Origin of the sequence: Brevibacillus sp., from assembly GCF_003521185.1 — a bacterium.
GTDB lineage: Bacteria > Bacillota > Bacilli > Brevibacillales > Brevibacillaceae > Brevibacillus > Brevibacillus parabrevis.
Map to the genome: position 1 here is coordinate 1 of NZ_DOTK01000004.1, position 25,052 is coordinate 25,052.

The 25,052-nt window shown below is 52.3% G+C and carries 24 protein-coding genes and 1 rRNA gene; 1 reads left to right on the forward strand and 24 read right to left on the reverse strand.

The window, feature by feature from the left end:
• Positions 1–102, reverse strand: a 16S ribosomal RNA gene (locus DEP07_RS00560); the annotation flags it as partial.
• Between the two features lie 269 nt (positions 103–371).
• Between DEP07_RS00560 and DEP07_RS00565 the strand changes: the two genes are divergently transcribed.
• Complete coding sequence (locus DEP07_RS00565) at positions 372–1,034, forward strand: endonuclease/exonuclease/phosphatase family protein (protein WP_287101962.1); 663 nt, start codon at positions 372–374, stop codon at positions 1,032–1,034.
• Here the strand turns inward: DEP07_RS00565 and DEP07_RS00570 are convergent.
• The 23 genes from DEP07_RS00570 to yqfC all read right to left on the reverse strand — a co-directional run bounded on the left by DEP07_RS00570 (position 1,009) and on the right by yqfC (position 24,772).
• Positions 1,009–2,493 carry an alkaline phosphatase family protein gene (locus DEP07_RS00570; RefSeq protein ID WP_242771949.1) on the reverse strand — a complete coding sequence of 495 codons (1,485 nt, stop codon included), beginning with the start codon at positions 2,491–2,493 and terminating at the stop codon, positions 1,009–1,011. The genes DEP07_RS00565 and DEP07_RS00570 overlap by 26 nt on opposite strands.
• A 149-nt stretch (positions 2,494–2,642) precedes the next feature.
• On the reverse strand, positions 2,643–4,145 hold the full coding sequence (locus DEP07_RS00575; RefSeq protein WP_287101963.1) for a S41 family peptidase: 1,503 nt from the start codon (positions 4,143–4,145) through the stop codon (positions 2,643–2,645).
• Positions 4,142–6,142 (reverse strand): S-layer homology domain-containing protein, encoded by a 2,001-nt coding sequence (locus tag DEP07_RS00580; protein ID WP_287101964.1) that lies wholly within the window; start codon positions 6,140–6,142, stop codon positions 4,142–4,144. Before DEP07_RS00580 ends, DEP07_RS00575 begins: the two co-directional genes overlap by 4 nt.
• Positions 6,143–6,200: 58 nt before the next feature.
• Positions 6,201–7,316 carry a Nif3-like dinuclear metal center hexameric protein gene (locus tag DEP07_RS00585; RefSeq protein WP_287101965.1) on the reverse strand — a complete coding sequence of 372 codons (1,116 nt, stop codon included), beginning with the start codon at positions 7,314–7,316 and terminating at the stop codon, positions 6,201–6,203.
• On the reverse strand, positions 7,292–8,026 hold the full coding sequence (locus tag DEP07_RS00590; RefSeq protein WP_281869844.1) for a tRNA (adenine(22)-N(1))-methyltransferase: 735 nt from the start codon (positions 8,024–8,026) through the stop codon (positions 7,292–7,294). Before DEP07_RS00590 ends, DEP07_RS00585 begins: the two co-directional genes overlap by 25 nt.
• Before the next feature lie 141 nt (positions 8,027–8,167).
• Complete coding sequence (locus tag DEP07_RS00595) at positions 8,168–9,307, reverse strand: acyl-CoA dehydrogenase (protein WP_173598581.1); 1,140 nt, start codon at positions 9,305–9,307, stop codon at positions 8,168–8,170.
• Between the two features lie 139 nt (positions 9,308–9,446).
• Positions 9,447–9,611, reverse strand: a complete 165-nt coding sequence (locus DEP07_RS00600; RefSeq protein ID WP_167470280.1) for a hypothetical protein — start codon at positions 9,609–9,611, stop codon at positions 9,447–9,449.
• Positions 9,612–9,681: 70 nt separating this feature from the next.
• A complete protein-coding gene (locus tag DEP07_RS00605) occupies positions 9,682–10,605 on the reverse strand; it encodes a hypothetical protein (RefSeq protein ID WP_287101968.1) in 924 nt (307 codons plus the stop codon).
• 90 nt (positions 10,606–10,695) lie between these two features.
• Positions 10,696–11,823 (reverse strand): RNA polymerase sigma factor RpoD, encoded by a 1,128-nt coding sequence (gene rpoD, locus DEP07_RS00610; protein ID WP_063231413.1) that lies wholly within the window; start codon positions 11,821–11,823, stop codon positions 10,696–10,698.
• A gap of 34 nt (positions 11,824–11,857) precedes the next feature.
• Positions 11,858–13,720, reverse strand: a complete 1,863-nt coding sequence (gene dnaG, locus DEP07_RS00615; RefSeq protein ID WP_122964082.1) for a DNA primase — start codon at positions 13,718–13,720, stop codon at positions 11,858–11,860.
• 202 nt (positions 13,721–13,922) lie between these two features.
• Positions 13,923–14,759 (reverse strand): pyruvate, water dikinase regulatory protein, encoded by an 837-nt coding sequence (locus DEP07_RS00620; RefSeq protein WP_063231411.1) that lies wholly within the window; start codon positions 14,757–14,759, stop codon positions 13,923–13,925.
• Between the two features lie 11 nt (positions 14,760–14,770).
• On the reverse strand, positions 14,771–15,415 hold the full coding sequence (locus DEP07_RS00625; protein ID WP_063231410.1) for a helix-turn-helix transcriptional regulator: 645 nt from the start codon (positions 15,413–15,415) through the stop codon (positions 14,771–14,773).
• A gap of 122 nt (positions 15,416–15,537) precedes the next feature.
• Positions 15,538–17,607 carry a glycine--tRNA ligase subunit beta gene (glyS, locus tag DEP07_RS00630; protein ID WP_217022447.1) on the reverse strand — a complete coding sequence of 690 codons (2,070 nt, stop codon included), beginning with the start codon at positions 17,605–17,607 and terminating at the stop codon, positions 15,538–15,540.
• Entirely contained in the window at positions 17,600–18,523 is a 924-nt protein-coding gene (gene glyQ / locus DEP07_RS00635) for a glycine--tRNA ligase subunit alpha (protein WP_063231428.1), read from the reverse strand. The genes glyS and glyQ overlap by 8 nt, the downstream gene beginning before the upstream one ends.
• A 295-nt stretch (positions 18,524–18,818) precedes the next feature.
• Positions 18,819–19,592 (reverse strand): DNA repair protein RecO, encoded by a 774-nt coding sequence (recO, locus tag DEP07_RS00640; protein ID WP_122964084.1) that lies wholly within the window; start codon positions 19,590–19,592, stop codon positions 18,819–18,821.
• Complete coding sequence (locus DEP07_RS00645; RefSeq protein WP_083955823.1) at positions 19,583–19,738, reverse strand: YqzL family protein; 156 nt, start codon at positions 19,736–19,738, stop codon at positions 19,583–19,585. Before DEP07_RS00645 ends, recO begins: the two co-directional genes overlap by 10 nt.
• A gap of 116 nt (positions 19,739–19,854) precedes the next feature.
• Positions 19,855–20,772, reverse strand: coding sequence for a GTPase Era (era, locus tag DEP07_RS00650; RefSeq protein WP_287101969.1), 918 nt, complete (start codon positions 20,770–20,772; stop codon positions 19,855–19,857).
• On the reverse strand, positions 20,765–21,163 hold the full coding sequence (gene cdd, locus DEP07_RS00655) for a cytidine deaminase (RefSeq protein WP_063231406.1): 399 nt from the start codon (positions 21,161–21,163) through the stop codon (positions 20,765–20,767). Before cdd ends, era begins: the two co-directional genes overlap by 8 nt.
• 174 nt (positions 21,164–21,337) lie before the next feature.
• Entirely contained in the window at positions 21,338–21,709 is a 372-nt protein-coding gene (locus DEP07_RS00660; protein ID WP_122964086.1) for a diacylglycerol kinase family protein, read from the reverse strand.
• Positions 21,710–21,718: 9 nt separating this feature from the next.
• Positions 21,719–22,198, reverse strand: coding sequence for an rRNA maturation RNase YbeY (ybeY, locus tag DEP07_RS00665; protein ID WP_122964087.1), 480 nt, complete (start codon positions 22,196–22,198; stop codon positions 21,719–21,721).
• A 32-nt stretch (positions 22,199–22,230) separates the two neighbouring features.
• On the reverse strand, positions 22,231–23,202 hold the full coding sequence (locus DEP07_RS00670; protein WP_122964088.1) for a PhoH family protein: 972 nt from the start codon (positions 23,200–23,202) through the stop codon (positions 22,231–22,233).
• A 40-nt stretch (positions 23,203–23,242) separates the two neighbouring features.
• The gene (gene yqfD, locus DEP07_RS00675; protein WP_122964089.1) at positions 23,243–24,451 is read right to left on the reverse strand and encodes a sporulation protein YqfD; all 1,209 of its coding nucleotides are present in this window, start codon (positions 24,449–24,451) and stop codon (positions 23,243–23,245) included.
• Between the two features lie 24 nt (positions 24,452–24,475).
• Positions 24,476–24,772: a sporulation protein YqfC gene (yqfC, locus tag DEP07_RS00680; RefSeq protein WP_007777585.1), complete on the reverse strand. Its 297-nt coding sequence runs from the start codon at positions 24,770–24,772 to the stop codon at positions 24,476–24,478.
• Between the last annotated feature and the right edge of the window lie 280 nt (positions 24,773–25,052).

A 25,052-nucleotide genomic window follows, 5' to 3' on the forward strand; every position in this document is an offset into this window, starting at 1 on the left:
CTCACCCGTCCGCCGCTAGGGTCTTAAAGACCCTCGCTCGACTTGCATGTATTAGGCACGCCGCCAGCGTTCGTCCTGAGCCAGGATCAAACTCTCCAATAAAGTAGAAAGTGAATCTGACATCAAGTAAAACACAAGCTTCATTTATTCACAGATGATTCTATCCGGTTTTCAAGGTGCATCTTTTTCCATTTTCGCTTCAAGTAGAGGCGACGTTTTTTAATATAGCATAGGCTAAAACCAAATGCAACAGGAAATTATAAATAAGTTGGGTACTAATGCGTTTTTCCGAATTAAGCCCGATTAAGCCGTTGGAATACTCGTCCATACTAAGGCTAGAAACGCACAAGTCACAAAAAGCAGGAGCTGCCATGTTACGAGCGGTAAGCTACAACATCCACAGCGGTCGCGATCTCTGGTGGCGCAAACAGCTTCATCAGATGGCTGACACGCTAAAAGAATTGAATCCAGACATCGTCGGGTTGCAGGAAGTGCATCAAAACTCCAAATACGGCTATCAAGCGAGCTTTTTGGCTGAACAGTTGCAGTATCAGCTTGCTTTTGCCCCATCCATCCCGATTGGCAACGGCCACTACGGAAACGCATTGCTCTCGAAGTATCCGCTCAAGCACGCAAAAACCGTCACACTCCCGGCGAAACGCGAGCAACGGACAGTGTTGCAAGCTGCTTTCGACTGGAATGGAAAAAGTATTTCTGTCTGGGTGACGCATTGCAGTTTGAATCAGGTCAGCCGGAACGCCCAGCTTCACTTCCTCGCTGAACAGATCGCAGGGGCAAACAAAACTCCCTTACTGCTAATGGGCGATTTTAATGCCGCCAACGTGTCCTTTTCCCCTGCCCTTCACGATAGCGCACGTATTTGCAATCAGGAGATGAAACATACGCTTCCGGCATTCCGCCGTCGTCTGGATTACATTTTCGCATCTGATCACTGGAGCATCCAGGACTACACCCTTGCTCAAGTCAACTGGTCGGATCATGTCCCTGTCATTGTGGACGCGTGTCTGAAATAATGCCCAGCTCCCGCAAGACAAATGCTTTGACATCCACCAGCCGCGCAGGCAACGGAAACGGATTCGCCGCCCCCGCAATGACCAAAGGAATCAACGAATCTTGCTTGTGCAAAGAACCGTGGCTACCCCCACCCAAATGAGTCGGCGCACACTCCGACAAAAACTCGTACCCTGGCGAAGCTGTCAAAATCACAACCTCATCTGCCTGGGCAAAAGCAGCTCCATACAGTCGGGAAAAAGCGTCCGGGTACGTATCAAACGCAAGCGTTTCCCCGTCAAACTGCACATCGAGCACAGCCGGATCTCCTTCGATCTCCCAGGAGCATCCATAAGCATCCGGGTACTTGCCGTTTCGCCAAAAGCTCAGCTCCTGCTTCGAGCCTCCGCGCCGAACCATGACCTTTGCTCCCTCCTTCCAAGCGATCAAATCGATTCGCTCATCCACACTGACTGCGTCGACAATCGCGGATTGCTGCCCTCCATTCACCGGGTACAAAAAGCACATGCGCTCATTGTTGCAAATCACCACTTCTACGTCACTGGTCACTTCTTTTCCCCAGGCGTGAACCGCAAACGGCCGCAACAAGGCATCCAGGGAAATGTTGTGATCCTCGCTCTCTCCGATCACAGTTTGGCCGTGGTCGGAAATCAGGATGCAGACATTGCGCTCCAGCACCTGCTCCCAAGAACTGAAGCTGTCTAAAAAACGTACCAGCTGCCGATCTACATCAGCAAGGTGCGAAACAGCCTGTTCCGGCGATTGATGGAGCTTATGATCGTTTTCAGGCAGATACACCAGCGTAAACTGGGGCTGTTTGCCACTGCGGATGACTTCAATCAAGACATCAATGGCATATGTGTCATTAATGCCGTAGCTTTCGAGCGCTGTCTGCGAAAAATTCCACGTAACCGGACGAAACAGATTCGGCCGCACCAATGTTCCCATGCTCATGATCGTCGGGCCGCTTACCATCTCGCGAAGCCGAAACGAAGTAACAGCGTCCAAAAGCGGCGGCATATGCACCTTGTGCTGCTTGTGGCCGCGGTGAGCAATCACGTTGATCGAGCCTGACACAAGCCCGTGTTCTTCCACGACTTCGTGAATGGTCTTCACCGCTTTGCTGAGATGCCGCTCATTCAAATCGAACAGCACGTTCGTTGCACAATGCGTAATTCCCAGTTTGTGCACAGGAACGGCTCCATTAATATAGTTCACGATTTTGTTCTGCTCGGAATTGAACCAGACCAAGCCCGGTATTTTGTGCTGATCGGGATAAACTCCGGTGATCAGCGAGCAGTCTATTGAAGCCGTCATCGTCGGAAAAACCGTAACGCAATCCGGGATGTACTGGCTATGCTCCATCAAAAAGCGCAGACCCGGCGCTTTGTTCGCTGCAATGCAGCGCTCCAGCACATCTGGCATCATGGAGTCGATCAAAAAAAGAATTACTTTTTTCATCGGTCTGCCATCCTTCGTTCGTCATTAGTGTCGCACCTGATAGTGTCCTGCTTCCTGCTTCCGACTATACCTGCAACAAAACGGTGAGACATTTTTCACAGAAAAAAACAAGCCTTTGCTGCAATCAACAGCAACGGCTTGTCTTTTTACTAGGAAGTATAGGTCAAGAAGTGGAATCCACCCTTGCTTTGCACTTTCAGGGCAGGGTGCTTTTTCAAATAAGGAGCAAGCTCCACGTATTCATTCTCGCCGATGGCCGGATCTTTCAATAAGTGCGACAAAATGGCTGCCCGGACTTGCAGCCCTCCTGTTCCTTGTTTGAAAAGCGGTTCGACTGTCGGGAACGGGATGCCGTTGATTACAGTATCCCCATCCTCATCGCTCAGTTCCCAAGCGCGTACATTCAAGGATTGCAGAGCTTCGACCACTTGTGCGCCGTAATCTTCCACGACCAAGTCTGGCGTAAGACCGATATGGTTGACGACCGTATGCTTGGGGGTGAAATATTCGTTCAGTGTCAGCTTGAGCGCATCCCCTTCTGACAACGGAATCACTTGCTGTGCGCTGCCTTTGCCATACGTCTTCGTCCCGATCAGCTTGGCAATGCCGTGATCGCGCAAAGCGCCGGACAGAAGCTCGGAAGCAGAAGCGGTTCCGCCATTCACCAAAATGCGTACAGGAATGCCGATGTCCCGGCCGTTGCGTACCCATGTCTCCACTTCCACACCGTTGCGGTTTGTCGTATACATGAGCAGTCCGTCTTCCATGAACAGGCTTGCGATGTCTCGCGCCGTACTCAAATAGCCGCCGCCATTGTCACGCAAGTCCAGGACAAGCCCGGTCAGCTGCTTTTGGGAGCGTGCAAATTCAAGCAGTTTGTCGCGCATTTGCACAGCGCCCTCAGACCCGAACGTTTCCAGACTGATGTAGCCGACCGACCCTTTGTCAAACAACTGACCTTCCGCTTCCGGAAGTGTCATCAGCGCTCTTTTCAGCTTGACCTGAAGCTCACGCTTTTCGGAAGGGCGATATACGACCAATACGGCTTCGGTTCCTTCTGCACCTTTCAAGTAAGCATACGATTCCTCAAAGCTTTTCCCCACCAGGGAGACATCTCCCACCTTCAGCAACTGGTCGCCACGCTTGAGGACAGATGCTGCGGCCGGAGAACCGGAGACGATTTCGCGAATGATGATGTGGTCGTTTTGCATCCGCAGACGGAAGCCGAATCCGACAAACTGATTTTCCACATCAGATTGGAACAGCCGCAGTTCATCTGCTGTAAAAAAGACGGTGTGCGGATCGTCGAGCGTGGAGAGCATCCCGTCGATTGCCCATGTATTCATCGAAACGGCATCAAATCCACCTTTTTTCTGCCACTCAGCCAACCGTTGGACGAGTTCTCCAAATGTATCATCCTCGGCGGATACGACGAGCGGCAAATCCTTGCGCTCCTTCGCCTGTTCACTGACGGATTCGAGCGCACCTTTGACCAGCTTTGCCGCTTGCGGCTTGCTTAAATGGCTCTCCATGACGTATCGGAATACTTCTTCTGTTTCCACATAAGGATTTTCTGCTGCCTGGGCTGGCACCTGTTGCCATACCGATACAGCAAGCAGGGCAGTCAGTATCCATCGACTAAACCGCTTCATGGAGTCACCCCTTTTCGTACTTCCTCTGGAATCGACAGCTTGATGCTTTTTGCGTAATCGTATTGATCTGTGCCCGAATAGGCCACGTACTCATCGCTCGAATAAATCTCCTCGTATCGCCACGTATGCTTGACAACGCGATCAGTAGATTTGTCGATGTAGTATTTGTTCATGAACAGTGGCACATCTTTGACTTTGCCACGCTCCAGCAGCAAAGAGGCCGATTGTTCTGCAAGCACACTTCCCGGAATCCATTCCGTAATCACTTCCATCTCGCCGAAAGTCTGCTTGAAGTAGCGCGCGTGCAGCTTGTTCGCCCGCTCTGCAACCGGCAAGGCACCGACCCACTCATGCAAAAAGTCGAGATTGTTCGTGCTATGCCGATCCCATTTCTGCTTTTCGGAGTCGTACGAGTATTGGATATGTTTGCTGCCGTCTGTATAGGTAGCAAGCTTGTCCGATACCAACTTTTGCGGCGATTGATAAAATCCGTTGAGCCTGCTTACCTGGCTGCGCTGGTCAATCTCCTGCGTATACTTAAAGCTGAAACCGCTAAGCACAGCCTCTCCTTGAACCTGATACGAATCGGCGTTGTCGAGACGGCGCAGCGAGTAACCAAGGTCGCTTACAATCGCAGACTGCTCCTGCAAAGAAGTCAATTCCTGGCGCAACAGCTTGCCCAACTGAACCATTCGACTGTCGGAAGCATTCGGCTTTACGGTCGCAAGCAGGGCACTCGCCTCTTCCAACCTGCCTTCCTGGTACAAGTAATAGCAAGCGTTGAGCAGCGCTTCCGGATTGTTGGCGGAAAATTGCTTGTAGCGCTCCAACGCTTTTTCCGTTTGCCCGCTCTTGATCTCCAACGCACCGAGGTAGATGGCCAACGCTTCCCACTCTTTTGAATTTGGCTTCACTTTTTGTTCATAGGTGCTTAACCGCTCCAGCACCTTCGCGAATTGCTTCTGGTCTTTCCCGGCTTGCTGCAAAGCCAAATCATACACATTGGCACTCAACAGTCTGAGCGTGTCCGGCAAAATGATTTTGTTGGCGAAATACGCGTCAATGGCACTCATCGCTTCATCCAGATTGGTGGAAATCTCTGTGCCCGGGTCCCAGCTCAAATAAAAATGAAGCCCGATCCGGTTCGCAAATGTCGTGTCCGCAAGCGCTCGCAGCAATTCAAAAGTCGCTTCGGAGTCTTCATGGTTGCGAATCGCGTCAACAGCGCTGACATATGCTGCTTCCTGCTTTGACTTTTGAGCGGTGTACGTTTCGAAATAAGGGAAAAGTTCCTCAATCTCCGGAACCATCGGAAACTTCGTACCATCATAATCCAACAGCGGCAAAATCGTATCCTGCACCAAGTAAGTAATCATGCGGTCGGCAGCCGCTGCTGCCTCTCCCCGCTTCAATTTGTCCGTTCTGTCTCCTTCAAGCCACTTCCAAGCCTTGACTTCTTCCCACGCTTTGCTGCTGTCGGGCGACATCGTGAACATTTGCATGAGCTTTGCCGCTTCTTCTTGCGTAATCGGCTGGTCCGGCTTCATTTCTTCCCCCGGAAAAACTTGCTGGATCGCATTCGGGCCATACAGCCTGTCCAGTACAATCGCTACACGCAAAGTCGGATTGTACACCCACGTCAGACGATCGACGTCTTTATAAGGAAGATACGGTTGGTCAAAGCCTTCCCCTTTTGACCATTCCGCATGTTCAGACAAAAACGTCAACGGGTAGAGCTGATACTGTCCCCCGTTGTACAACCGATCCATCAACGCCAAAAATTCAGCGCGCGACATATCGCGATTCGGGTAAAAGTGCGGAGCGTCAGTACCAGCTGCAAAAAGTCCAGCCTGTACACCTCGAATAATAGACGCTTTGGCCCAATGGTTGCTAATGTCCGAATAGGGCAGAAAGCCCCCAGCCGCAGAAGCGACGCCGGGGGTGAGCAAGGCAGCGACAAGCAACCCGCTTGAGAGCGTTCGAATTAGTTTTTGCACACGAAATCCTCCTACACTTCAGCTAGACGGCAACAAAACGTTTGTGCCGACGTTTGCACTATACAAATTGAAACGGGTCCGTGTGCACAGAGGAAGCAACCACTTTTGTTTCGTAGCCATTTGCTTTCAACTGTTCCAGCAAGTAATCCGCCAGTTTTTGCTTCATGATTTTCTCGATATTGTGGCCGGCATCAATGATGGAAAGCCCGTCCGCCTGCGCATCGTGGGCGATATGGTAGCCGATATCTCCCGTCAGGAGCACATCTGCGTCTTTGAAAATCGCCTTGGAAGCAAAAGAACTGCCATCCCCGCCTACAACAGCCACCTTTTTGACCGTTTCATCGAGATTTCCAACGACGCGAAGCCCTTGCAGCGAAAAGCGTTCTTTCACCAGTTGGGCCAAATCACGCAAGGTCAGCGGAGTCGGCAAATAGCCGATTCGGCCAATGCCGTACGCCTGGCCGGATTGGTCCAGCGGAATCACATCATAAGCCACTTCCTCGTAAGGATGAGCGGCTTGCATCGCTTTGATGACAGCCGCTTGTCGGGAAGCAGGCACTACCATCTCGATCCGCACTTCCTCGACATGCTCCAGCTTGCCTTGCGAGCCGATATGCGGATTGGTTTCGTCTCCTGGCAAAAAGGTTCCTGTCCCTTCCACCTGGAAGGAGCAATGGCTGTAGTTGCCGACGTGTCCTGCACCCGCCTCGGACATAGCGGTAAACACAGCCTCTTTGTGCGTCGCCGGAACGAAGACGACGAGCTTTTTCCACGCTTCTTTTTGCAGCACATCCAAAACGTCCAGGTCGACCAGTCCGATGGCTTCAGCCAGCCAATCGTTCATGCCTCCTACTGCCACATCCAGATTCGTATGAGCGGTATAAACCGCGATGTCATGTTTGATCAACTTTTCAAAAACGCGCCCTGCCGCCAGGTCTGTCCGCAAATGCTTGAGCGGGCGATAAATGACGGCGTGGTGAGCGACGATCAAGTCTACCCCTTCGGCAATAGCTTCATCCACCACGGATTCGAGCACGTCAAGCGCGACCATGACTTTTTGCACTTTCTTTTGCAGCGTGCCTACGTGGAGACCAATTTTATCCCCTTCCATCGCCAACGATTTTGGCGCCAAACGCTCTACGTACTGAATTACGGTTTGTCCGTGTGCAAGCATGCGATCACCTCATCTATCCATTTGACTTCTTGTTCGATTTCCGCAATTCTTTGGGCGGCTTCCGGCTTGTCCGACCGCTTCAGCTGGCCCAGGACCTTTTGCCACTTTTCTCTTTCATGCTGCCATTTTTCCGCGAGAATGGGCGACTTTTCTTCCCAGAGGAACGGACCGATGCGGATGAGGTCTTCTTGCGGACGATCTTTGTTTTCGTAAGGAAAAAGGGGGGCTCCCCGTTCTGCCACCAATATCTCGTAAATGATGCCGTCTTCTTGCACAATCGTCTCGGCAACCAATTGCCAGCCTTGTTTCAGCATCCAGCGACGCACGATCTCTTCCCCTACATTCGGTTGCAGAATCAGGCGCTGGACCCCTTCCAGCTTAAGAAGTCCTTCCTCCAAAATGGAAACGATCAGTTGTCCGCCCATTCCGGCAATGCAGACGACGTCAACTTCGCCCGGTTCGAGCACGGCAAGGCCGTTTCCTTTTCTGACTGCGGCACGATCTTTGAGTTGCAGCGTATGTATTTGCTTTTTGGCTGCCTGAAAAGGACCTTCGTTCAACTCTCCGGCAATTACGAACGAGGCAATTCCTTTTACAAGCAAATAAGAAGCCAACAACGCATGATCCGACCCGATGTCGGCGACGCGGGCTCCTTCTGGACAGTAGCGGGCAATCGTTTGCAGCCGCTTGGAAATTGTTAATGATGTCATTTATGTCTTCACCTTCCGTTGCCTCTATTCTACCCTATTTGGCAGCAATTGCGAAATGCAAAATCGCTGACAGCCGTCGCGCAAAGAACGACAAAATCCTCGCCGGACGAGCAGCGAGGATTCCAGATTGTCCAAATAATGTTAGCAGCCGATTTCTCTGGCGATGACGTTGCGCAAAATTTCTGACGTACCTTCTCCGATTTCCAGCAAGCGGGCATCGCGGAAGAAACGCTCCACCTGATACTCGCGCATATAACCGTAGCCGCCGTGAATCTGAATCGCCTGATGGGTAGCGGACATCGCTACTTCCGACGCGTAAAGCTTCGCCATAGCCGCTTCTTTTGTAAACTTGCGCCCGTGGTCCTTGAGCCACGCTGCTTTGTAGACCATCGTTCTCGCCAGGTCGATTTGCATGGCCATATCAGCCAGCTTGTGCTGAATTGCCTGAAACTGGCTCAACGAATTGCCAAAAGCGGTGCGCTGCCTCGCGTATTGCAGGGCTTTGTCGTAGGCTGCCTGCGCGATTCCTACCGCCATCGCACCGATCCCGATGCGTCCGCCATCGAGCGTAATCAAAAATTGCTTGAAGCCCTCTCCGCGTTTGCCGAGTATGTTTTCTTCGGGCACACGGACATTTTCCAGCACCAGCTCTGTCGTATTGGAGCTGTGCAAGCCAAGCTTCTCGTAGTTCGCCAAAACGCTGAAGCCAGGAGCGTCTGTCGGGACGATAAAGGCAGAAATGCCCCGTGAGCCTTTATCCTTGTCCGTCACGGCTGTCAACGCCAGAAACGATGCGTAGGAAGCGTTCGTAATAAAACATTTGGAACCGTTGATCACCCATTCCCGGTCAGACAAAACGGCCGTCGTCTTCGTGCCGCCTGCATCCGAGCCTGCGTTTGGTTCTGTGAGGCCAAATGCCCCGAAGCTCTCACCGGAACAGACTTTGCTCAAATACTTCTGCTTCTGCTCCTCAGTTCCAAACAAATACAGCGGAGCGCCGCCAAGCGAGATGTGCGCCGAATACGTAATCCCTGTGGAGCCGCAAGCCCGACTCAACTCTTCGACCACAATCGCAAAGCTCGTAGAGTCGCCCCCTCCTCCGCCGTACTCTTCCGGAAACGGCAGACCCATCAAGTTCAACTCGCTCATCTGCTTGAATATTTCGACAGGAAATTGCTTGGTGCGGTCCCGCTCATCTGCGCCAGGCGCTACGACTTCATCGGCAAACTCCCGCATCATTTTTTTGAGCATTTGCTGCTCGACAGTCAAATCGAAATTCATGTTTCGCTGCCCCCTTGAAAACGCTTTAGTTAAGAAATACCAAGACAAGCACTATTATGACTGAGCGTTTGTTCAGAATACTCTTTCCATTATACACCACGATTGGCTTGTATGTGTGATTTCCACAAAAAAAACACGCCTATCGCTGGCGTGCTCCTATGAAGATCGCTCCGACAAAAGCAAGAGCGCCCAATATGTATCCGATGCTGTATGTTTTTGCACCCATCAACTGTGCAGCCGTTTCCCCCGCGAGAAAGACGACAGCCAGCAATATGCCGATCAACACCTTCGTTTTGCTCTCCAATTACCCTCACCTCATTTTCTCTCTAACCCAATTGTAACAAATCGGTCAGCCGAAAAAAACGGGAGGATCATCATAAGCGAAGCCAGGTGTACCAATAGCCGCGCGTGAAGAAAAAGAGTGCGGAAGCCAAAAAGACTTTGATGAACAACAAAAGCTGGATCACATCACGCTTCGCTTCCGAAATGTACAGCGCCTGAATCTCTGCGCCAAAGAACGAAATCAGTCCGCACACAGCAAAAACTCCCGCCCACTTCGGATTTCCGCTGTTCATTAAAAAGCCAAGCCCTGTCAGCAGGCAGGCAAGCGGAACCCAGTAAAGCTCCGATTTCCACCACGTGTAGCCTTCCCCGATGCGCTGCACGGTAGCAAAGCCGTAAATAAGCGCCAAGCCGAGCATGCCGCAGTAAAGCAAATAGGCGTAGCCAAAAATGAAGGCACTCAGGCACAAAAGCACGCAAATCACGCCTAAATACAAAAGAGTCAGTGCCATGGAGCCGTTCAGTTGCTGAATGCAATAAATTCCTCCCGCGATGAGCAAGACGAAGCAAAACGTTAGAAACAAATGGGTCAGCGGGGGTGCCTGACGGCGAAATGCGTATCCCAGAATATAGAAAACGAGAGCGAAACAGGCAAAGATGGTAATTTGCATTGGTGTCGTAAAACGGTTAAAATGAAAAGCAAGCAAGATCAAACCAGCAATAACAAAGGCGCCAAGGAGCCAGGCCATCACCATTTTTCCCGTAACCGGAGCAACCGTTCTGGTTGCGTAGGCATACGATGCAGATGGCGATGAGTTGCCTGTCGCAACCCCTGCTCCAGATGCCAGCGCATCCGCTCTCTTCCCTTCTCCCCTGCCCGCGGATGCGGGAGTGCTCGGTCGATCCCCTTCTGTATACAGGTTTAACAGGAAAATGCAGTAATGTTCAGGCAGCAGATGATTGCGCCGCCAGTTTTCAATCTCAGCTATGATGGTTCGCTTGCGCTGGTCGTCCAACGCGGCCCCTCCTTACTCGTGACAGAAAATGATGTAGAAAAAGAAAAGCCTACGTCGGCTAAAACGTAGGCCACATACTTCTTATATCGGCTATTCCAAGAAATCTTTTAAGCGTTTGCTTCTACTCGGATGACGAAGTTTGCGTAGTGCTTTCGCCTCAATTTGACGGATGCGCTCACGAGTGACGCCGAATACTTTGCCCACTTCTTCCAGTGTGCGGGTACGTCCGTCATCCAGACCGAAGCGCAAGCGAAGAACGTTTTCTTCACGATCAGTCAACGTGTCCAGCACGTCTTCGAGCTGCTCTTTCAACAGTTCATACGCAGCAGCATCAGATGGCTCCAGCGCGTCCTGATCTTCAATGAAGTCGCCCAGGTGAGAATCGTCTTCTTCCCCGATCGGCGTTTCCAGCGAAACAGGCTCTTGAGCAATCTTCATGATTTCCCGAACCTTTTCCGGGGTCAGATCCATTTTTTCCGCGATTTCTTCCGGCATCGGCTCGCGTCCAAGCTCCTGAAGAAGTTGACGGGAAACACGAATCAGCTTGTTGATGGTTTCCACCATATGCACCGGAATCCGGATCGTACGTGCCTGGTCTGCAATCGCCCGCGTAATCGCCTGACGAATCCACCAAGTCGCGTACGTACTGAACTTGTAGCCTTTGCGGTAATCAAATTTTTCTACCGCTTTAATCAGTCCCATGTTTCCTTCTTGAATCAGGTCAAGGAACAACATGCCGCGTCCTACATAACGCTTGGCAATCGATACAACCAACCGCAAGTTTGCTTCGGCCAGTCGTCTCTTCGCTTCCTCATCCCCTTGCTCAATCCGCTGGGCCAGTTTGATCTCCTCTTCTGCGGAGAGCAGAGGAACACGACCGATTTCTTTCAGGTACATCCGTACAGGGTCATTGATCTTAATTCCAGGTGGAACGGAGAGATCGTCAAAGTCGAATTCTTCGTTGTCCTCATCCTTCATGATCATTTCGTCGACTTCATCGTCGTCGTCATTCTCATTGTTGTTAATCTCGATACCTTGATCACCCAGGTATTCGAAAAACTCATCCATCTGATCGGAATCCTGTTCAAATGCTGCGAGGCGATCTGTAATTTCCTTGTACGACAAAACGCCGCGTTTCTTGCCTAATTCGACCAACTGCTCCTTCACTTGTTCGATGGACATTGCTTCCATGTCAGAAGTGATATTTTGCTTGTTCATCTACTTTCCCTCCTTCCCCGGGAATGATCTGAAGCTACCCTTCTTTTAAAGCATTTTCCAATTCAAGAATCTTCATCCCTGTTAAGGCAGCTTGAATTTCCAGTTGTTTGCGCGCATCCTCGCTGTCCGCTGCGGCCGCTTGGAGGTGTAAGCTCCGCTGCTCATCGCGCAATCGTTCCAACTCGGCACGCTTCGGGTAGTTATTCACTTGTTTGATGTAGTCACCGATCTCTAAATCGGATACGTCTTCCTTGCACTCCATCATGGCCAATCCCGAGGCTAATTGCTTTAACAAATCGTCTTGCACGTAATGTATGAACCCTCCAGGGTCTTCCGGGTTTCCCTCTGCGTAGTAGGCGTACAGGTAGGCAGCCAGCGCATCGTGTTCGTCCACTTGAAAGTGGGCGCTGCATTCCTCCTGGACGCGGGCGGCGATTTCTTCATTCCGCATCATGTAGTACAGCAGCATGCGCTCAGCCGTGTGGTAAGCGGGTGGCAGTGTTTTCGCGAGCGTAACTTTGCCATTATTTATACTATTATTCCATGCTGACGGCACTTTATCCCTTTGGCGTTCACTTTTTTGCTGTTTATAAACGCGTTTGGACTCCCATTTCAAATCGCCGAGAGTAAGGGAATATTCATCCGCCAATTGCCGCAAATACATATCCCGCTCCACCGGGCTTTCCAGCTCGTTGATGATTTCCACGGCTTTGGCGATCAAGCGGGCCTTGTCCGTCTCATCATGTATTACGATCTGGCTTCGTAAATGTTTCAAGCGAAAAGCCGTAACCGGCATCGCCTGCAGCAGCACTTGCTGAGAAAAGGCTTCAGCACCGTGCTGGCGTATGTAATCATCTGGATCGACACCTTGCGGCAAAGGAGCTACCCGAACGATGAGACCCGCCTGCTGCAGTATGTGGATTGCCTTGCTTGTCGCTTCCTGACCAGCAGCATCTCCGTCGTAGCACAGCACGACCGAATCGACATTGCGGCGAATCATCCGTGCCTGCTGCTCGGTCAAAGCGGTCCCCAGCGTAGCAACTCCTTGGGGAAAACCCGCCTGCCATGCCGAAATGACATCGACATACCCTTCAAACAGTAGTGCCTGCTTCCTCTTTCTAATATACGGACGGGCACGGTGAAGGTTGAACAGGGTAGCGCTTTTGTTAAACAAAAGGCTTTCCGGGCTGTTTAAATACTTCGGTTGAGATTTTGGCTGAGAGCCGGCCAAGAGGCGGCCGCCGAATCCGATGACATTTCCCTGGGTGTCCTGGATCGGGAACATGATTCGTCCCCGGAAGCGATCAAATACTTTTCCTCCATCGCTTTTTGCCAAGAGACCAGCGTCCACCATCAACTCCTGTGAAAAACGCCGTTTTTTCAAAAACTGCGTCACGAAATCCCAGGAATCCGGGGCAAAGCCGATCTGAAACTCGGCAATCGTCTGAGGAGACATTCCGCGCTTGGCTAAATACTTCATCGCCTCCACGCCATATGGCGTCTCCGTCAGCACGTAGTGGTACAGCTTCGCGACAAGCTGATGCGCTTCCTGCATGGCTTGCTTCGAGCGCTTTTCTGGAGATTCCTCTACTTGCTGTGTCTGGGGCACGGCGATCCCGGCACGCTCCGCCAATTTGTGCAATGCCTCTGGGAACGTCAGCTGCTCCAGTTTCATTAAAAAGGAAAAGACATCCCCACCTGCCCCGCAGCCAAAGCAATGAAAAAACTGTCGCTCTGCATTCACATTGAAGGAAGGGCTCTTTTCAGAGTGAAACGGACATAGACCGAGAAAGGCACGACCGCTTTTTCTCAGTTGAACGTACTCTCCTACAACGTCTACGATGTCGACAGCGGCACGCACTTGGTTCACAAATTCATCTGAAGTGGGACCTGTCATGTCTTTCCACCTTTTTAGGAGAATCGCACGATGAGATTATTTAGTTCGTCAAAATTCGTCAAATTCCTTCTTTGTCTTAAACTTCTTTTCTTCTTTTCTACTTTTCCACATTTCCGCGAGCAATAAACGCTCTTGCGGCTCCTGGGGAACAAACCTTTCCTAACTGATTTTCTACAAAAGTCGTCAAATTCCTTCTTTTGACCTATTTCCTTTCACTTCGGAGATTGTTTTTGCGAATGATCTCCAAAATGATGTTGGCTGTTTCCTCTACTGCCTTGTTGGAAACGTCAATGACCTTGCAGCCCAATCGGTCAATAATCCGCTTGGAGTAAGCAAGCTCCTCTGTAATCCGGTCCAGGTTCGCGTAATTGGCTTGCGCCGTCAATCCGAGCGCTTTGAGTCGTTCGGTACGAATGCCGTTCAACTGCTCCGGATTGATGGTCAACCCGATACACCGCTCCTGCGGAAGCTGGAACAGCTCTTCTGGCGGCTCCACTTCCGGGACAAGCGGAACGTTCGCCACTTTCAGGCGCTTGTTTGCCAAGTACATGGAGAGCGGCGTCTTGGAGGTGCGCGATACGCCGATCAGCACAACGTCCGCTCGCAAAAGTCCGCGTGGATCGCGTCCGTCATCGTACTTGACGGCGAACTCGATGGCGTCCACCTTGCGGAAATACTCCTCGTCCAGTCTGCGCACAAGCCCCGGCTTGCCAGTCGGCGGCTCCTTCAGCATGCCTTGCAGCGTGTTCATGAGCGGACCCATGACGTCAATGGCCGGAATGCTGTGGATCGCCGCCTGCTGGGTGATATAGGCGTTCAATTCCGGGATGACCAGCGTAAAGACGATCATCGCCTTCGATTCTTTTGCAGAGGCAATGATTTCGTCGATGGATTCCTTGTCTTCTATGTAGGGATACTTTTGCACATCGAACAAAAAACGGTCAAATTGACTGGCTCCTGCGCGAACGACAAGCTCAGCCGTTTCGCCAATGGAGTCCGAGACCACGTAGATGAGCTGTCCTTGTTGGTTACCTTGCATCCATTCTCCTCCTACACTTTCGGTTCGCTGCCCAATTCAACAAATGCTTTGGCGATCGTCGTCTTCGTAACCCGTCCCATCAATTCCATCTGTCTCGGGTCCTCATCGCTGGGTCGTACGACAGGCAAGGAATCGATCTGAAAATCGATCAGCTTCTTCGCCGCTGCGTACAAGGTTTCCTCCGGGCCACAAGTGATGATATTCGGCATCCTGGACATGATGATGCTGACCGGCACATCTTCCAGCGTCTTGTTGCCGAGCGAAGCGCGCAAAAGGTCCTTGCGGGAGATGACGCCAGCCAAATATCCTTTTTGATTGACGACGAACAACGTTCCGACATCCTCCAGAAAGAGGGTAACGATTGCATCGTAAGCGGAGGCGGACTCGGAAACTACGATCGGCACCGCCTTGTAATCATTGACGATCAGTTTGTGAAGCCGTTCACTAATGACGGAGCTTGCTGGTCTGCCGGCATAAAAATACCCGACCCGAGGTCTGGCTTCTAAATATCCTGACATCGTGAGGATGGAGAGATCAGGGCGCAAAGTAGCGCGAGTCAGATTGAGGCGCTCCGCGATATGCTCGCCCGTAATCGGCCCGTCATCCTTCACTATCTGTAAGATCTGCTCTTGACGCTTGGTAAGCTCGATGACCAATCACCCCGGTTCTGTCTTTACCTCTTCCTAGTATTACTCTATTCGACCGGATATTCCTTCTTTCGCGCGGAAAAAAGGTGCCCCCGTCTCATTATAGGACGGAGGCACCAGCCTATTCGTTGTTAGGCAAATACAATTTTCGCGAAATCGGCATAGGCGTTCAAAAGACGGGAGATGCAAAGAAGCATGCCCAGTCGGTTAGCGCGAACAGCCTGATCTTCCGCCATAACCATGACTTTATCGAAAAACGCCTGAATCGGCTCGCGCAGCGTCGAGAGCGTCGCCAAAATTTTCGCTTGGTCATCCAGTCCTTGCACTTCTTTGGCGACAGACTGGTAAGACTGGTACAGATTGCGCTCGGCTTCTTCGGCGAACAGCGCTTCGTTCACGCTGTCGGATTCCGCTTTTTGCGCGAGGTTGTTCACCCGCGTAAACTGCTCGACGATCAGCTTGAAGTCCTCAGCTGCAACAGTCGCCATCAGCGCCTTCGCTTTTGCCAGCACATCGGGAACTTTGGTCAAATCTGCGCTCAACACGGCGTCGATCACATCGTAGCGCACGTTGTTTTCTTGCAGAACGTTTTTCAGACGAAGGGCGAAGAAATCGACCAGATCCTTTTTCACTTCTTCTGCCGTCCGTTTGCTTACGCCTTGTGCACTGTAGCCTTCGAGCGCTGCATCCCACAGTTCGTCGAGGGACAGCTGCCAGTTGCGTTCCAGCAAGATGCTGACAATCCCCGCTGCCATCCGGCGCAGACCGTATGGGTCCTGGGAGCCTGTCGGCACGATTCCGATGGCAAAGCAGCCGACGATCGTATCCAGCTTGTCAGCCATGCTCGCGATTGCTCCCTGTGCGGAAGCAGGCATCAGGTCGCCAGCGAAACGAGGCAAATAGTGCTCGAACACACCGCGCGCCACGAGTTCGGACTCCCCTGCCTTGCGGGCGTAATCCTCACCCATGATGCCTTGCAGTTCCGGGAACTCGCCGACCATGTTGGTCACGAGGTCGAACTTGGCGATTTCTGCGATTCGGTCTACTTGTTTGGCTTCTTCTGCACTTACTCCGAGCTTGCTTGCAATCAGACCCGCTGTTTTGCGCACGCGGCGGACTTTGTCTCCAATCGTTCCCAGCTCCTCGTGGAAAACGATTGTCTCCAGCCGCTTCAGGCAGCTGTCGATGGACAGCTTCTGGTCCTCTACATAGAAGAAACGGGCGTCAGACAGACGGGCGCGCAGCACTTTTTCGTTTCCTTTTGCTACATTTTCCAGAGCGCGGCTATCGCCGTTGCGCACGGTAACGAAATGATTGAGCAGTTGTCCCTGCGCATTTTCCACCGGGAAGTAGCGCTGATGCTCGCGCATGGAAGTGACCAGTACTTCGCGCGGGATCGTCAAAAACTCTGCTTCAAACGTGCCGTACAGCGCTGTCGGATACTCGACCAGATGGACGACTTCATCCAGAAGCCCCTCATCCATCGGGATCGTCCAGCCGTGTTCCTGCTCCAAACGGCGGATTTGCTCCACGATCGTCGCCCTGCGCTCTTGCGGGTCGACCATGACGTGCTGTTCCGCCAGCTTGCTTACGTACTCACTCGGGTGAGCGAGCGTCACTTCCGTCCCGAGGAAGCGATGGCCGCGGGAGATGCGTCCGCTTTTTACTCCGGCGATCTCCAGGTCAATCAATTCATCGCCGAACAGGGCTACCAGCCAGCGAATCGGGCGAACGTATTTCAAGTCTCTCGCGCCCCAGCGCATATTTTTCGGGAAGCTCATGCCTGCAATCACTTCGGAGAGGTGCGGCAAAATTTCTGTCGTCGCCTTGCCCGCTTCCGCTTTTCTCGCGTGCACGTATTCCACGCCGTTCACTTCTTTAAAGTACAAGTCGTTCGGGTCGACGTTGTTGCTGCGTGCGAAGCCAAGCGCTGCCTTGGACCAGTTGCCCGCTTCGTCCTGTGCGATTTTCTTTGCCGGACCTTTTGCTTCGTCGTTGCGATCCGGCTGCTTCTCAGCGAGTCCGGTAATCAGCAAGGCGAATCGGCGCGGCGTCTCCAGCGCAGTAATCTGGTCGAAGGGAACGCGCTCTGCCGTCAGCCACTTCTCCACTTTTTCCTTGAATTGCGATGCTGCCAGGGCCACAAACCGCGCTGGCATTTCTTCCAGACCTACTTCTACGAGCAAATCGCGTTTACTCATTTGTATCCTCTCCCTTCACCTGTGCCGTTTCTTCCTCGTGTGTGCCGTCTTTTTTCAAAAGCGGGAAGCCGAGACGCTCGCGCTCTGCGTAGTACGTTTGTGCCACTTCGCGGGACAAATTGCGGACACGTGCGATGTAGCCGGTGCGCTCTGTCACGCTGATCGCCCCTCTGGCGTCCAGAAGGTTGAACGTATGCGAACATTTCAGCACGTAATCGTACGCCGGATAAACCAGGCGCTCTTTCATCAGCCGTTTTGCTTCTGCTTCGTATGTGTTGTAAAGCGTGAACAGCATGTCTACGTCAGACAGCTCAAACGTGTATTTGGAGTGCTCGTATTCAGGCTGTAAGAACACGTCTCCGTACGTGTAGCCGTTGCACCATTCCAGATCGAACACATTTTCCTTTTCCTGAATGTAAGAAGCCAGGCGTTCCAGACCGTACGTCAGCTCAACGGCAACTGGCTTGCACTCCAGACCGCCGACTTGCTGGAAGTAGGTGAACTGGGTGATTTCCATACCGTCGAGCCACACTTCCCAGCCAAGCCCCCATGCGCCCAGACCCGGATGCTCCCAGTTGTCTTCCACGAAGCGGATGTCGTGCTCCAGCGGTTCAATCCCCAACTGACGCAGACTCTCCAAATACAGCTCCTGGATATTGTCCGGCGACGGCTTCATGATCACCTGAAACTGGTGGTGCTGGTACAGACGGTTCGGGTTTTCCCCGTAGCGGCCGTCCGCCGGGCGACGGGACGGCTCCACGTACGCCACGTTCCACGGCTCAGGTCCGATGGAGCGCAAAAATGTCATCGGGTTCAGCGTACCCGCTCCTTTTTCCACGTCGTACGGCTGCACGATCAGGCAATTTTGCTTGGCCCAAAAGTTTTGCAGCGTCAAAATGATGTCTTGAAATGTCATTTTCATGCTCTTTTCCTCCTCCAAAAATAAAAACCTCCCGCCTCTACACTGTCTGCAAAACGACAGTGTAGGGACGAGAGGATTCTCGCGGTTCCACCCTACTTGGCGAATACGTTCTTCGCCCACCTTCTAAAGACCAAATTGCTCCGGAATGCCCTTCATCAGCGTGGTGACCGGGCTTTCACCTTCCCCGGTTCGCTTTTTGCACACAGTGGCCGACTACTCTTTTCCTTCATGGCAACGTTCGGTATGTAAGTTTGTTCCTTATCATAACGAAAAGAAAATCGAATGTCAATCAGTCACTGTCGGACTGAGCCATCCTTTCCATTCGCTCCAGTTGTTCCAGAAATGCGCGACTTTTCAGCCTCAGATCAAGATGCTCGTCCATGAAGCTGCGAATCACATGCTTGAGCTGGCTGCGCGTCGCCGGCTTCACCTCGATGTCGCCCAAACGTTCCAAATCAAATACCTGGAACAGCCGCAACAGCTTCCAGGTAGAAGGCGTGACCGCCAGTGCATACGGGTCTGATGGCTGGCAAGACGGGCACAGCAACCCGCCCTGCGATACGCTGATCGCATAAGGCTCCCGCTGTTGTCCGCAGTTCGCACAAGCTGACAGCTGTGGCGAAATCCCGGCTACAATCAGCATCTTCACCTCGAAAATCCGGCACAAAATTTCCGGGTCCACCCCTTCGTCCAGATAGCGAAACGTCTGCAGCAATAGCTGGAACAAATACGGATTCGGCTCCCGTTCATGTGTCAATCGATCCAAAAGCTCTGCTATGTAAGCGGCATAAGCCGTCGCAGTGAGGGCTTGCCGCATGTCCCGGAAGGAATCCACGATGTCACCCTGCGACAGATCGGGCATTCCCGCTCCGGGCCCTGCCTTGCACAGAAAATAACCGTGCGAAAACAACTGGGAGACGGCGGCAAGACGGCTCTTGGTCTTTTTAGCACCGCGCGCCATCACGCCTAGCTTGCCGTTCTCCCTGGTAAACAACGTCACCACTTTGCTGGACTCGCCATAGTCCACGCTGCGAATGACAATCCCTTCCCATTTTACAAGCATGCCTGCGAGTCACCCAATTCTTCCTGGGCAAAATCAAGCAGAACGTCTTCTGAAGAGCCTTCCGCCTGATGGTGATCGCGGTAGAGAAGGTAAGCATGGATGTCACCGGTTGAAGCGAAAACTCTCCAAGAAAAGTCACGAAGCATGGAGCATCATCCTTTCCTGTATCGGGTCTATCCACTTCCTTCTTAGAATCACCTGCGCCCGTTATTATATGCCTTGGAAAAATTAACACGAATGAAAACGAAGGACAGCCATCTGCCTATTCTTCGTTGTAAAAGCCGAAGTTGCGCAGCATCCGCTCCTGGTTGCGCCAGTCCTTTTTCACCTTGATCCACAGCTCCAGGAATACTTGATCCCCCATCAGCCGCTCGATATCTTTTCTCGCCCGTCTGCCGATTTCTTTCAGCATCTGGCCTTTTTGTCCGATCAAAATGCCGCGCTGCGAATCGCGTTCCACGTAAATCGCCGCGTAAATGTACAGCGTCTTCCCGTTTTCGCCGCGCTTCATTTCCTCCACGACGACAGCAATCGAATGGGGCACTTCTTCGCGGGTCAAATGCAGAACTTTTTCGCGAATCAACTCGGCCACGACAAAACGCTCCGGATGATCGGTCACCTGGTCGGCCGGGTAGAACATCGGCCCTTCTTCCATTTCCCCCATGATCGCTTCGGTCAAGGAAGCAGTGTTGTTGCCCTCCAAGGCGGAAATCGGAACGATCTGCTTGAAATCGTACAACTGGCGGTAATCGTCGATAATCGGCAACAGCGCTTCCGGATGAACCTTGTCAATTTTGTTGATCACCAAAAATACCGGAGTCTTGACTTGCTTCAGCCGCTCGATGATGTAGTCGTCACTCGCTCCGCGCTTTTCGGTCGCGTCTACCACAAACAGCACGAGGTCGACTTCATTGAGCGTATTTTCAGCCACCGACACCATGTAGTTGCCCAGCTTGGATTGCGGTTTGTGAATCCCTGGCGTATCGATGAAGATGATTTGCCCTGCTTCCGTCGTATGAACAGCGGTGATTTTGTTGCGCGTCGTTTGCGGCTTATTGGACATGATTGCGATCTTGTGGCCGACGACGTGGTTCAGCAGCGTCGATTTCCCTACGTTCGGGCGCCCCACGATAGATACGAATCCTGATTTGAATGATTGTTTGGTCTTGCGGTTATCCACGTAAATCCTCCTTGGAAAATGCCCCCGGCAAAAGGGCAGATACTGTTGTTTCCTCGACGTCGCCTTTCAGGTTGGTCAAGTATACAGGCATGTCCGGCGGGCAAAGCTCAGCCAACACCTGACGGCACGCGCCGCACGGAGACACCGCTCCAGGGGTGTCCGCCGCCACAGCCAGCGCCTTGAACGTGCGGTCCCCCTCCGAATAAGCTTTGAACAGGGCCGTACGCTCTGCGCAGTTGCACAGCGAGTATGCAGCGTTTTCGATATTGCCGCCCAAATAAACCTTGCCGCTCTCACACAACAGCGCTGCGCCCACCTGAAACTTGGAGTAAGGCACATACGCCAGTTCTCTTGCTTGGATCGCACCAGCAAGCAATGCTTGTTTATCCATTCTCATCATTCCTCTTATGCGTAGTCTCTACTATTTTTTCTGACGGGGCGCATTATGGTCCATCCTGACGACGGGACGCCAAGAGACCAGACTTTACGGCCTCCCAGTAAGGCCCGTCCGGTCGTTCTCATGGCACAAACTTTGCGTTTCCCCAGTCAAATCGCTGCTTCCGGGCTACCCCGCTATTTTTTGCAGCAGCGGCGGCCCGAAGACGATAAACCCGATGATGGCAGACAGGATAGCCGCTACGAGCACTGCTCCGGCGCAAGCATCCTTGGCTATTTTCGCCTTTTCATGCCACTCGGGAGAAGCGAGGTCAACGGTCGCTTCTACGGCCGTATTCACCAGCTCCAGCGAAAAAACAAGGCCGATAGAAAAAAAGACCAGCAAAACATCGCTGCGGGGAATTTGCAGCCACCAGGCCGCCGCCAAAACGATTACAGCAGCGGCTACGTGGATTTGCATGTTTCGCTGTGTCTTTACGGTATGCCCAATTCCTTGCATGGCGTACGAAAAGCTGCTCGCCATTCTTCGGAGTTCTTTCAACGTAATCTCCTACCTCGTCAAGCCGATCTGCTCCAAAACCTGTTCCTGACGGGAGAACATTTCTTTCTCCTCTTCCGGCGTACCATGGTCGTAGCCGAGCAGATGGAGAAAGCCATGCACAGCGAGGAAGCCCAGCTCTCTTTCGAAAGAGTGGCCGTAGTCTTCGGCCTGCTCCTTGACTTTTTGCACAGAGATAATGATATCCCCCAGCATGTTCGGAACTTCGTCCGCTTCGCCCTCGTCGAAAAAGATTTCCATCTCGCCTTCGCCCGGCTCGTTCATGGCGAAGGACAACACGTCGGTTGGGCGATCCACGCCGCGGTAATCGCGGTTCAGCTCGTGGATTCGCTCATTGGTGACCAGAGTCACTACGACTTCTCCCTGTACGTCCTCCAGCTTTGCGCAAGCTTCGAGGCATTCGGTCATCAGTTTTTGCAAGCTTTCATCAAGCGGTTCGATTTCTTCGTGGAGGATTTCTACAGATAGCACAGATGAACGATCTCCTTTTTACACACCATTTATCAATAGCCGTGGTCGACTTCTTCTTTTGCATAGGCAGCGATAATTTTTTGCACCAGACTGTGGCGTACGACATCGCCTTCCTGGAAATGGATGAAAGCTACATCCGGTATCGCGCCTAAAATGCGCTGCGCTTCACGCAAGCCGGATTTTTTCCCTTTCGGCAAGTCCACCTGTGTTACGTCTCCGGTAATCACCATTTTGGAGCCGAAACCAAGCCGGGTCAAAAACATTTTCATTTGCTCGGGAGTGGTGTTTTGCGCCTCATCCAGAATGACAAACGAGTCCTCCAATGTACGCCCACGCATGTATGCCAAAGGAGCCACTTCAATCAGTCCGCGCTCCATCATCTTGGCTACCTGCTCGTTTCCAAGCATGTCATACAAAGCATCGTAAAGCGGACGCAGATACGGGTCTACTTTTTCTTGCAGATCGCCAGGCAAAAAGCCCAAGCTTTCTCCCGCCTCTACAGCCGGTCTGGTAAGAACGATCCGTTTGACACGTCCATTTTTCAACGCGTTTACTGCTGTGACCACTGCCAAATACGTTTTTCCCGTTCCGGCAGGCCCTATTCCGAAGACGATGTCGCGCTTCTTGATCGCCGACAAATAGTGCCGCTGTCCGAGAGTTTTGGCCCTGATTACTTTTCCGCGCTGGGTGCGCGCCACTTCCTCATCATAAACATCCAGCAGTTGGGCTGCTTCTCCCCGGCCTACGAGCATCATCGCGTACGAGATGTCTCGTTCGGACAAAGCGATTCCTCTGCGGATCAGCTGCAGCAAAACACCGATCAGCTCGGTCAGCTTATCCACTTCCGGCTTGTCGCCGCTAATGACCAGTTCGCCTTCGCGGGTCATGATTTGGGCAGGACTTTTTTCCTCGATCAGCTTTAGGTACGCGTCGTGCGGTCCAAACAAAAGCAGAGCCTCAGATGCGTCTGAAAACGGGATTCTTACCTCATCTTGTACGTGCAACAGGCTTCCATCTCCTTGCAACGGTTATCAGCAATTGACGTCACGGATTGCCATTGTTCACGGGTGACTGGGGTACGATTGGCTGTTCAACGGCAATTTCTTCAATGACGGAAAAATGAATGCTTACGTAAACTTTACCATTCTCTGCGGTGACGTGCAAAACTTTTTCGTCCTGAATGAACGCATCTTTACCAGCTTTTTGCAAAATGTCTGCTCTGGCGAATTTTTTCGCTACTTCCGTGGCCTCTTCTGTGCTCAATTGCTTCGTAACCGGCTCGATTTGCGCATATTCGACCGTTTTCCAGCCTACTGGCGACGTGTATCCCGCATAGGAAGGAACGTAGCGTTTTTCCGACGTCTGGGCTTCGGAAAACAGCTCTTTGTTAAACGGCCACACTTGAATCGCATACGATCCCACCAGCAAATACTGCTGCTCCTGCTTCTCTCCGGTCAGCCGATAGATCGTTTGCTTCAAAGGGACAGAGGTGTTGCTTACATACCAGACTTCTCCCTGCACCTTGCCTCGCGCCGATACGGCTTGCTGGCGCGTGTCATTGCCAATGATTCCGGAGATGAGCACCTGGCCTTTTTCGACAAGCTGATTGTTCGTCACCTGGCTTTTGCCCACTTCCGGGAGAATTTTATGGATGACAGCACGCTTTTTGGCGACGAGATGGCGCGGCCCCGTCGCCAAAGGCTTGACGGGCGCTTCCTTTTCCACGACTTGCAGCCTGACCTTCGTTCCCTGGATGTCGATTCCGACCCAGGCGGCTTCCGGCAACAAGCTCAACAGTTCTTTTTGCAGCAGCAGCGGTTCCTTTAGTTTGACCTTCCATGCCCCTTGTTTAATCCCGATCTCGTCCGCAGCGCGAATGACGCGTGCAGGGTCGATATGCTTCGTTCCCGTTACTTCCACGCTCCATACAAACGAGGAAAGCATGTACAATCCAATAAAAAACAAAACAGCGCCAATAGCCAGTCCAGCGCGCCTGCGCACGCGGAGCAGCCAGAAAGGCAATCCGTCCCTGTTTTCCACGTGGCTGCGACAGCCTGTCTCCTTCAACAGCGGCCTGAGGCGAAAATAGTCACGAATCAGGATATCGCAGCGGCTCACCTCCGCACCGACCCTGCGAATATTCCAGATTCGAATGCCATCCCGCACGGCCATATTCAGCAAACGCTCAAACCGCTTACCCCGTACGGTGATGGTGATGTGTCCATCTACCCATTCCTTGAGTCCGTTTCGCATATGTGCCGTCCACCTTTCCTTGTGCTAGGAGCCTTGTGGCCCTGTCTCCAAAAATTTGACTCCGCCAATCCTTCCTTCGAGAAGCACCTCTTCCGGCAAAATCGCCCGGATGACAAGCTGTTCGCCTGAGACAATCATCTGGCCGTTTGTAAGCAGCAGACGCAGCTCGTGTTCGCTGAAATGCAGAACACCGCGATGATTCTCTATGTACATTTGCAAATGACCGATCATCGTAATGCGCGGGACTTCCAGGACCACATCTTGCGGCAGATCCAACACACCTCCGGCCAATTGGCGCAGACGGCGGCTCCAACGCTTCATGGATAAGCCCCCCTTCTACAGGCGCACGCGCCTCGTTTTCTGAAAATGGGTCGTGCCACTTTCGGTGCAATATCATTCTTACCTATGCGTATGCGAGCGAACGGTGCGGCATTCATACGAAAACAAGTGCACGGCATTTTGCAAAATGGACAAGTTGATCCTCGTGGAAGGTTAGCATAAGGCAAACCCTCCGCCTGGTTTTTCCTAGCATAAGGGTTGGTTACGACTATGGCTGCATGCTGCTCGTTTTTTACAATCCAAATCGGGTAGGAGGCTACCC

Excerpts from the sequence above, each read along its gene's own strand:
- dnaG (WP_122964082.1), bottom strand. The coding sequence starts at position 13,720 with ATGACAGGTCCCACTTCAGATGAATTTGTGAACCAAGTGCGTGCCGCT.
- DEP07_RS00645 (WP_083955823.1), bottom strand. The coding sequence starts at position 19,738 with ATGCTTCGTGACTTTTCTTGGAGAGTTTTCGCTTCAACCGGTGACATC.
- yqfC (WP_007777585.1), bottom strand. The coding sequence starts at position 24,772 with ATGAAGCGTTGGAGCCGCCGTCTGCGCCAATTGGCCGGAGGTGTGTTG.
- glyS (WP_217022447.1), bottom strand. The coding sequence starts at position 17,607 with ATGAGTAAACGCGATTTGCTCGTAGAAGTAGGTCTGGAAGAAATGCCA.
- cdd (WP_063231406.1), bottom strand. The coding sequence starts at position 21,163 with ATGGATAAACAAGCATTGCTTGCTGGTGCGATCCAAGCAAGAGAACTG.
- DEP07_RS00590 (WP_281869844.1), bottom strand. The coding sequence starts at position 8,026 with ATGACATCATTAACAATTTCCAAGCGGCTGCAAACGATTGCCCGCTAC.
- rpoD (WP_063231413.1), bottom strand. The coding sequence starts at position 11,823 with ATGAACAAGCAAAATATCACTTCTGACATGGAAGCAATGTCCATCGAA.
- glyQ (WP_063231428.1), bottom strand. The coding sequence starts at position 18,523 with ATGACATTTCAAGACATCATTTTGACGCTGCAAAACTTTTGGGCCAAG.
- DEP07_RS00575 (WP_287101963.1), bottom strand. The coding sequence starts at position 4,145 with ATGAAGCGGTTTAGTCGATGGATACTGACTGCCCTGCTTGCTGTATCG.
- DEP07_RS00585 (WP_287101965.1), bottom strand. The coding sequence starts at position 7,316 with ATGCTTGCACACGGACAAACCGTAATTCAGTACGTAGAGCGTTTGGCG.
- yqfD (WP_122964089.1), bottom strand. The coding sequence starts at position 24,451 with ATGCGAAACGGACTCAAGGAATGGGTAGATGGACACATCACCATCACC.
- DEP07_RS00595 (WP_173598581.1), bottom strand. The coding sequence starts at position 9,307 with ATGAATTTCGATTTGACTGTCGAGCAGCAAATGCTCAAAAAAATGATG.
- DEP07_RS00620 (WP_063231411.1), bottom strand. The coding sequence starts at position 14,759 with ATGCAAGGTAACCAACAAGGACAGCTCATCTACGTGGTCTCGGACTCC.
- recO (WP_122964084.1), bottom strand. The coding sequence starts at position 19,592 with ATGCTTGTAAAATGGGAAGGGATTGTCATTCGCAGCGTGGACTATGGC.
- DEP07_RS00565 (WP_287101962.1), top strand. The coding sequence starts at position 372 with ATGTTACGAGCGGTAAGCTACAACATCCACAGCGGTCGCGATCTCTGG.
- DEP07_RS00570 (WP_242771949.1), bottom strand. The coding sequence starts at position 2,493 with ATGAAAAAAGTAATTCTTTTTTTGATCGACTCCATGATGCCAGATGTG.